This window comes from Streptomyces palmae, from assembly GCF_004684805.1.
GTDB classification, from domain to species: Bacteria; Actinomycetota; Actinomycetes; order Streptomycetales; family Streptomycetaceae; genus Streptomyces; species Streptomyces palmae.
The window spans coordinates 1-7,521 of record NZ_SRID01000333.1 but is presented as its reverse complement, the minus strand read 5'-3'; the positions used below and the strand labels follow the sequence as shown (position 1 = coordinate 7,521).

The 7,521-nt window shown below is 72.1% G+C and carries 8 protein-coding genes; 4 read left to right on the top strand and 4 right to left on the bottom strand.

Annotated features, from left to right (window positions below; genetic code table 11):
• The first annotated feature begins 285 nt into the window (after positions 1 to 285).
• On the top strand, positions 286 to 642 hold the full coding sequence (locus tag E4099_RS25805) for a WhiB family transcriptional regulator (RefSeq protein WP_135341513.1): 357 nt from the start codon (positions 286 to 288) through the stop codon (positions 640 to 642).
• A 264-nt stretch (positions 643 to 906) separates the two neighbouring features.
• On the opposite strand, the gene glpX is transcribed toward E4099_RS25805, so the two are convergent.
• On the bottom strand, positions 907 to 1,938 hold the full coding sequence (gene glpX, locus E4099_RS25800; RefSeq protein WP_135341512.1) for a class II fructose-bisphosphatase: 1,032 nt from the start codon (positions 1,936 to 1,938) through the stop codon (positions 907 to 909).
• A gap of 255 nt (positions 1,939 to 2,193) precedes the next feature.
• On the opposite strand from glpX, the gene E4099_RS25795 reads away from it, so the two are divergent.
• The gene (locus E4099_RS25795; RefSeq protein WP_135341511.1) at positions 2,194 to 2,730 is read left to right on the top strand and encodes a DUF4245 domain-containing protein; all 537 of its coding nucleotides are present in this window, start codon (positions 2,194 to 2,196) and stop codon (positions 2,728 to 2,730) included.
• Positions 2,731 to 2,760: 30 nt separating this feature from the next.
• Here E4099_RS25795 and E4099_RS25790 read toward each other — a convergent pair whose 3' ends face one another.
• From E4099_RS25790 to xseA, 3 genes are all read right to left on the bottom strand, one after another.
• A complete protein-coding gene (locus tag E4099_RS25790) occupies positions 2,761 to 3,351 on the bottom strand; it encodes a malonic semialdehyde reductase (RefSeq protein ID WP_135341510.1) in 591 nt (196 codons plus the stop codon).
• A 319-nt stretch (positions 3,352 to 3,670) separates the two neighbouring features.
• Positions 3,671 to 3,970: an exodeoxyribonuclease VII small subunit gene (locus E4099_RS25785; RefSeq protein WP_245245167.1), complete on the bottom strand. Its 300-nt coding sequence runs from the start codon at positions 3,968 to 3,970 to the stop codon at positions 3,671 to 3,673.
• A 4-nt stretch (positions 3,971 to 3,974) separates the two neighbouring features.
• The gene (xseA, locus tag E4099_RS25780; protein ID WP_135341509.1) at positions 3,975 to 5,201 is read right to left on the bottom strand and encodes an exodeoxyribonuclease VII large subunit; all 1,227 of its coding nucleotides are present in this window, start codon (positions 5,199 to 5,201) and stop codon (positions 3,975 to 3,977) included.
• A 389-nt stretch (positions 5,202 to 5,590) separates the two neighbouring features.
• Here xseA and E4099_RS25775 point away from each other — a divergent pair, with 389 nt between their 5' ends.
• The gene (locus E4099_RS25775) at positions 5,591 to 6,601 is read left to right on the top strand and encodes a 4-hydroxy-3-methylbut-2-enyl diphosphate reductase (RefSeq protein WP_386389560.1); all 1,011 of its coding nucleotides are present in this window, start codon (positions 5,591 to 5,593) and stop codon (positions 6,599 to 6,601) included.
• 198 nt (positions 6,602 to 6,799) lie between these two features.
• Positions 6,800 to 7,521: polyphosphate--glucose phosphotransferase (ppgK, locus tag E4099_RS25770; RefSeq protein ID WP_135341514.1), on the top strand; the 722-nt coding region annotated here is incomplete at its 3' end.

The window sequence follows — 7,521 nt, the reverse complement described above, 5'->3', positions numbered from 1 at the left end:
GAGGCCGTCCTGCCGGGTCGCGGGGGTGGGGCGGCGGACGTTCGCCGAGCATATGGGCGGGTTGCCAATGGCAATTGCCGCCCGACCGGTGCCCGTCCGCCACACGAGGCACTCTTGACTGGCGCTGGGGTGTTGGCCTGGCGGCGTCAACCGTGTGCATAAGAGCGCGCACAGCGGGTAAGGCTTGGTGCGTCGTCTCTGGTGCGGCTTGATGGGGGTGCAATGCGGCCGTACCTCGCGGAGACGGGCAAGGGTGACCACCGGAGCCGTCGTCAGGAGTAGACCGTGCTGCAACCGCATCAGCCACTGCAGGACGCCGCTTTGCCCCCGCAGCGCATCCAGGCACGGGACCAGGACGGTCCCTGGCACACTGAGGCGGTTTGCCGCCGGGACGAGGCGGGGCTGTTCTTCGCCCCGTCCAAGGAGCCCACGGCTGCCCGGTTGTCGCGAGAAGAGGCCGCCAAGCGGGTCTGCGCCCGTTGCCCCGTGGTGGTGGAGTGCCGGGAGCACGCCCTGCTCCAGCCCGAGCCGTACGGTGTCTGGGGCGGGCTGACCGCCGCCGAGCGCCGGGTCGTGCTGGCCCGCCGGCGTCGCCGGGAGGCGGAGCTCCAGCGCGCCGTACGGGTCGCCGCCGCGGGCTGAGACGCCTCCGGGGCGGATTCGGTCCGCGTTCGATGCGCCGCCACCGGTGAATGCCTCGTGCGCGCCGTCGAGTGACGAATCACCGCTGCGTCCGGCTCGCCCCTGGCCGTCTCGTGCTGGTCGCCTGGTCGCCTGGTCCGCCGGGAGCCGGCCGTCGCGCGGGTCCGCGGGGCCGCCGGCTGTCCGTACACCTGGGTACGTCCGTACACCTGGGTACGTCCGGGCCGGGCCCGCCCGGTGGCGGTGGCCCGGCCCGTCGTCACCTCAGCGGGCGCGGTCGAAGTCGACCGAGGCGTAGGCGCGCAGCTTGGACAGCCGGTGGGTGGAGTCGATCTGCCGGATGGTGCCGGACTTCGAGCGCATCACCAGCGACTGGGTGGTGGCGGTCTCCGCGCGGTAGCGCACCCCGCGCAGCAGGTCGCCGTCGGTGATCCCGGTGGCCACGAAGAACACGTTGTCGCCCTTGACCAGGTCATCGGTGTGGAGCACCCGGCCCAGGTCGTGGCCGGCGTCGAGGGCCCGCCGGCGCTCCTCGTCGTCCTTGGGCCACAGCCGGGCCTGGATGGTGCCGCCCAGGCACTTGATGGCGCAGGCCGCGATGATCCCCTCCGGGGTGCCGCCTATGCCCATCAGCAGGTCCACGCCGGTGCCCTCGCGGGCGGCCATGATCGCGCCGGCCACGTCGCCGTCGGCGATGAACTTGATCCGCGCGCCGGTCTCCCGGATCTCCTTGACGATGCCCTCGTGCCGCGGGCGGTCCAGGATGACCACGGTGACGTCCTCCGGGCTGGAGTTCTTGGCCTTGGCCACCCGGCGGATGTTCACCTCCACCGGAGCGGTGATGTCCACGAACTCGGCCGCCTCCGGCCCGGTGACCAGCTTCTCCATGTAGAAGACCGCGGACGGGTCGAACATCGCGCCGCGCTCGGCCACCGCCATCACGGAGACCGCGTTGGCCATGCCCTTGGCGGTGAGCGTGGTGCCGTCCACCGGGTCCACGGCGACATCGCACTCGGGGCCGGTGCCGTCGCCCACCCGCTCGCCGTTGTACAGCATGGGCGCGTTGTCCTTCTCGCCCTCGCCGATGACCACGACGCCGTTCATCGACACGGTGTGGATCAGGGAGCGCATGGCCTTGACGGCGGCACCGTCGGCACCGTTCTTGTCGCCGCGGCCGACCCAGCGGCCGGAGGCCATGGCGCCCGCCTCGGTGACCCGGACCAGTTCCAGGGCCAGGTTGCGGTCGGGAGCCTCGGGGCTGACTTCGAGCGGGGCGGGCAGATGATGCTCGGTCATCGGAGCGCACCTTTCTGTACGGCGACGGCCGGAAGTGAGGGGTGGTGGCGTGGTGCCCGGGAGAGCGTCCTGGACATCCGGGAAGCCATCCCCGGATAAGCACATTATCTTCTGATTGTGAATGTGAGCACAGGGCCCCACGCATGAGCGGCCTGTGTGCGCCATTTCGAACGGGATTCCTACGTCCGGTGGGGCTCCGGACGCCCGATGGGGCCCTGGACCAAGACCGTCATCGGCATGGGGGACCATGGACGGGTGGCAGCTAAGCGAGGCAAGCAGACGATTCGGAACATGGTGCAGTCGTTGGCGGTGGTCGGCGTGGTGGCCGCCGGCATCTACATCTTCGTGCCGCACGACGAGGACCACGACCCGATCAAGACGGTCGACTACAGCGTGGAGCTCGGCGCGGTCCGCCGCGCCGCCCCGTACCCGGTGGCCGCGCCCGACCCGGGCACCCTGCCCAAGGGCTGGCGGGCGACCTCGGTCTCGTACCAGCCGGAGGGCAAGAACGGCGCGGCCTGGCACCTGGGCTTCCTGGACTCCGAGCGGGAGTACGTGGCGGTGGAGCAGAGCGACGCGCCGGGTGCCGCCTATGTGGACAACGTGACCCACCGGGCCCGGAAGACCTCGCGCACCGAGCGGATCGACGGCCGGACCTGGTCCCGCTACACCGGTGCCAAGTACAACGCCCTGGTGCTCAAGGGCGAGGGTGTGACCACGGTGGTCACCGGTACCGCCTCGTTCGACCACCTGACGAAGATGGCCGCCGCGCTGCAGACCAAGAAGGGCTGAACGCGGCGGCCGGGGCCCGTCGGGGCGTGATCAGACGGTGGTGACGACCTCGTCGTAGGCGAGTCGCGGGGAGCGCGGGTAGGAGGCGCCCTCGCCCGGCTTGCCGATGTTGATCACCATCAGCGGGGTGTGGTCGTCGTCCAGGAACTCCTTGCGCACGCCCTCCGGGTCGAAGCCGGTCATCGGGCCCGCGGCGAGCCCGGCCGCCCGGATGCCCACGATGAAGTACGCGGCCTGCAGCGAGGCGTTGAGCTGCGCGGAGGACTCGCGCACCGCGCGCTCGGCGAAGAACACGTCCTTGGCCTGCGGGAAGTGCGGGAACAGGGTGGGCAGCTCGTGGTGGAACTCGTTGTCCGCGGCCAGGATCGCCACCAGCGGCGCACTGGCGGTCTTGGCCTGGTTGCCCTCGGCCATGTGCGCCACCAGGCGCTCGCGGGCCTCGGCGGAACGCACCAGCACGATGCGCAGCGGGGTCTGGTTGAACGCGGTCGGCGCGAACTTCACCAGGTCGTAGACGGCCTGCATCTGCTCGTCGGTCACCGGCTCGTCGGTGAACGTGTTGGCGGTGTGCGCCTCGCGGAAGAGCAGGTTCTGGGCGGCGGCGTCGAGGGCGAGATTCATGGGGGACCTTCTGTCTTGCGTGAGCTGGCGGGTCCCACTGTACGGCACATGTATTAATGTTCAACTAAATCGGGGGCCGGGTGTGCCGGATCACACCCCGAGCCCGCCCTGTCCGGTGTGCGGGGGAGTGAGTGTCCGCGGCGCCCGGCGGAGGGCCGGCAGCGTGCGGCGCATGGCCTGAAACGGGGCGAAGCGCCTGAAACGGCTCGCCATCCGCCTCGCCCGACACGGCCGGAAGTGGGTTACGCGTCCGCCTCGGCCGGCACGGTCCGAAGCGGCCACCCGTCCGCTGTGCCCGCCGGGGCCCGAACCGGCCGGTCTACCCCTCCGCCTCGGCGGACCCCTTCGACCCGTCCGCCGCGTCGCCCTCGGCCCCGTCCTGCACGGTCTGGCCGGCCAGCGCCGCGTCCAGGCGGGCCCGCGCGCCGTCCAGCCAGCGGCGGCACACCCGGGCCAGCTCCTCGCCGCGCTCCCACAGCGCCAGCGACTCCTCCAGCGTGCTGCCGCCCGCCTCCAGCCGGCGCACCACCTCGACCAGCTCGTCCCGCGCCTGCTCGTACCCGAGCGTGGACTCGGCCGTCATCCCGTCCGTATCCGTCGTATTCGTCGTATCCGTCATGTCCCTATCCCTGTGCGGGGTCGCCGGCGGCGACCCTGACCGTGAACTCCCCTTCGGCGACCCGCGCCCGCAGCACCTCGTCCGCCGCCACCTCGTCCGCCGCGCGGACCACCGAACCGTCCGGGTGCTGGAGCACCGCGTACCCCCGGCGCAGCGTGGCGGCCGGGGACAGCGCCACCACCCGGGCCAGGGTGTGCACCAGCTCCGAGTCCGCACGGTCCAGCAGGTGCCCCAGCGTGCGGCGGGATCGGTCCAGCAGCGCGTCCACCCGCTCCGCGCGCTCGTCCACCATCCGGTGCGGCTGCTGTATGCACGGCCGGGCCAGCGCCGCCGCCAGACCGCGCTCCTCCCGGTCCAGGAAACCCGTCACCGCCCGCAGCGAACGCTCCCGTAGCTGCTGGATCCGGGTCAGCTCCTCGCCGACGTCCGGCACCACCTTCTTCGCCGCGTCGGTGGGGGTGGAGGCGCGCAGGTCGGCGACCAGGTCCAGCAGCGGACTGTCCGGCTCGTGCCCGATCGCGGACACCACCGGCGTACGGCAGGCCGCCACGGTACGCACCAGCTGCTCGTCGGAGAACGGCAGCAGGTCCTCCACGCTGCCCCCGCCCCGCGCCACCACGATCACGTCCACCTCGGGGTGCGCGTCCAGCTCCCGGACCGCGGCCACCACCTGCGGTACCGCGTGCACCCCCTGCACCGGGACGTTGCGCACCTCGAAGCGGACCGCGGGCCAGCGCAGCCGGGCGTTCTCCAGGACGTCCCGCTCGGCCGCCGAAGCGCGCCCGCAGACCAGGCCGACCAACTGCGGCAGAAAGGGCAGCGGCTTCTTGCGCTCGGCGGCGAACAGCCCCTCGGCGGTCAGCGTCCGCTTCAGCGCCTCCAGCCGGGCCAGCAGCTCGCCGACCCCGACCGGGCGGATCTCCGCCGCCCGCAGCGACAGCTGCCCGCGCGGCGCGTACCACTCCGGCTTGGCGTGCACCACGACCCGGGCGCCCTCCGAGACCACGTCCGCCACCCGGTCGAAGACCGAACGGAAGCAGGTGACGGAGAGCGAGATGTCATAGCTCGGATCGCGCAGCGTCAGGAACACCACGCCGGCGCCCGGCCGCCGGGAGAGCTGGGTGATCTGCCCCTCGACCCACACCGCCCCGAGCCGGTCGATCCAACCGCCGATCAGCCGGGACACCTCACCGACCGGGATCGGGGTGTCCGCCGAGGTGTCGATAGCCATGCCGCGAGCGTAGTGGCTCCCACCGACAGCCCGACCCGCCCACGACGCGGGTGGCCTGCGGCACGGATGGCCTGCGGTGCGTGAAGGAGGGCGAGGGCGCGCGGTGGGGTACGCCGCCGAGACGGGGCGCGTGTTCCGTGCGGGGTGGCTCGCCCGCAGCGCGGTGGACGGCTTCCGGGGTGCGGACGGTGCGGTACGCGCGCGGAAGCGGAGGGTGCGCCGCAGCGTCCCCCCGCCGGCCGGACCCGCCATGGTGCCTCCTCTCCGGGGGCGCACTCCGGCCCAGTCTGGGTCACCGAACCGGGCATTCCGGGCTGCGCCACGGTCGGACCCCGCCATCCCGGCGACCACGGTGCCACCGCCCGACGGGCAGGTCCTGCGGCCTTACGATGGGGGGCATGACTGCAACCACCGGCCGCACGTCTCCCGCCCCGGCCCGCCGGGTCCTGCTCGCCGCTCCCCGCGGATACTGCGCGGGTGTGGACCGCGCCGTGATCGCCGTCGAGAAGGCCCTGGAGCAGTACGGCGCGCCCGTCTACGTGCGCAAGGAGATCGTCCACAACAAGTACGTGGTGCAGACCCTGGAGAAGAAGGGCGCGATCTTCGTCGACGAGACCGCCGAGGTCCCCGAGGGCTCCATCGTGATCTTCTCCGCGCACGGAGTCGCCCCGGTCGTCCACGAGGAGGCCAGGGAGCGCAAGCTGGCCACCATCGACGCCACCTGCCCGCTGGTCACCAAGGTCCACAAGGAAGCCGTCCGGTTCGCCAAGGACGACTACGACATCCTCCTCATCGGCCACGAGGGCCACGAGGAGGTCATCGGCACCAGCGGCGAGGCGCCCGAGCACATCACCCTGGTGGACGGCCCCGGTGACGTGGCCGACGTCAAGGTCCGCGACGAGTCGAAGGTCGTCTGGCTCTCCCAGACCACCCTCTCGGTCGACGAGACCATGGAGACCGTGGACGCCCTCAAGCAGCGCTTCCCGCTGCTGGTCAGCCCGCCCAGCGACGACATCTGCTACGCCACCCAGAACCGCCAGACCGCGGTCAAGAAGATGGGTGCCGAGGCCGACCTGGTGATCGTGGTCGGCTCCAAGAACTCCTCCAACTCCGTCCGCCTGGTCGAGGTCGCCCTCGGCGCCGGAGCCCGTGACGCCCATCTGGTCGACTTCGCCGAGGAGATCGACGAGGCCTGGCTGGAGGGCGTGTCCACGGTCGGTGTCACCTCCGGCGCCTCGGTCCCGGACGTCCTGGTGCAGGGTGTCCTGGAGTGGCTGGACCAGCGCGGCTACCAGGACGTCGAGCTGGTCACCGCCGCCGAGGAGAGCATCACCTTCTCGCTGCCCAAGGAGCTCCGCCGCGACCTGCGCGCGGAGGCCAAGGCGGCGGCGGAGGGCTGAGCCCGCGCCGGCCACCGGGGCGGCGCCGTCCGGGGCGACTCCCGGTGGCCCCGCCCCGATCCCTGCCGGCCAGCGGGGACGCGCCGCGAACCGAAACGCGCGACAGGACGGGACAGGACAGGACCGCCGCCCGCCCCGATGGCGCAAAGTCGGGGCCGCGGTCCCGCCCGACGACCTAGCCTGAATTCCATGGACGCCATGAAGACCACGGACGTGTTCGGTGTGGACATCGGCGGCTCGGGCATCAAGGGCGCCCCGGTCGACCCGGCCCGCGGCGTACTGACCCTGGAGCGCCACAAGGTCCTCACCCCGAAGGCGGCCACCCCGGACGCGGTCGCCGACAAGGTGCGCGAGGTCACCCGGCACTTCGGCTGGACGGGCCGCCCGGTCGGGGTGACCTTCCCGGGCGTGGTGATCGGCGGTACGACGCGTACCGCGGCCAACGTGGACAAGGGCTGGATCGGGACGGACGCCGCCACCCTCCTGGCCGACCGGATCGGAGCGCCGGTCACCGTGCTCAACGACGCGGACGCGGCCGGGGTCGCGGAGATGTCCTTCGGCGCCGGACGCGGCCGGCGCGGCACCGTCATCATGCTCACCCTGGGCACCGGGATCGGCAGCGCGGTCTTCATCGACGGGCAGCTGGTGCCCAACACCGAGCTGGGCCACCTGGAGCTGGACGGCCACGAGGCGGAGCAGCGCGCCTCCAGCAAGGCGCGGGACGACCACGACCTCAGCTGGCCGCACTGGGCGCGCCGGGTGCAGAAGTACCTGGCGCACCTGGAGATGCTCTTCTCGCCGGAGCTGTTCGTGATCGGCGGCGGGGTGAGCCGGAAGGCGGCGAAGTTCCTGCCGCTGATCGACGGGATCAGGGCTGAGATTGTTCCGGCGGCATTGCGGCTGTCTCTTATATACATCTC

Coding starts and splice junctions, on each gene's coding strand:
- glpX (WP_135341512.1), bottom strand. CDS start 1,938: ATGACCGAGCATCATCTGCCCGCCCCGCTCGAAGTCAGCCCCGAGGCT.
- E4099_RS25790 (WP_135341510.1), bottom strand. CDS start 3,351: ATGAATCTCGCCCTCGACGCCGCCGCCCAGAACCTGCTCTTCCGCGAG.
- E4099_RS25785 (WP_245245167.1), bottom strand. CDS start 3,970: ATGACGGATACGACGAATACGACGGATACGGACGGGATGACGGCCGAG.
- xseA (WP_135341509.1), bottom strand. CDS start 5,201: ATGGCTATCGACACCTCGGCGGACACCCCGATCCCGGTCGGTGAGGTG.
- E4099_RS25775 (WP_386389560.1), top strand. CDS start 5,591: ATGGGGGGCATGACTGCAACCACCGGCCGCACGTCTCCCGCCCCGGCC.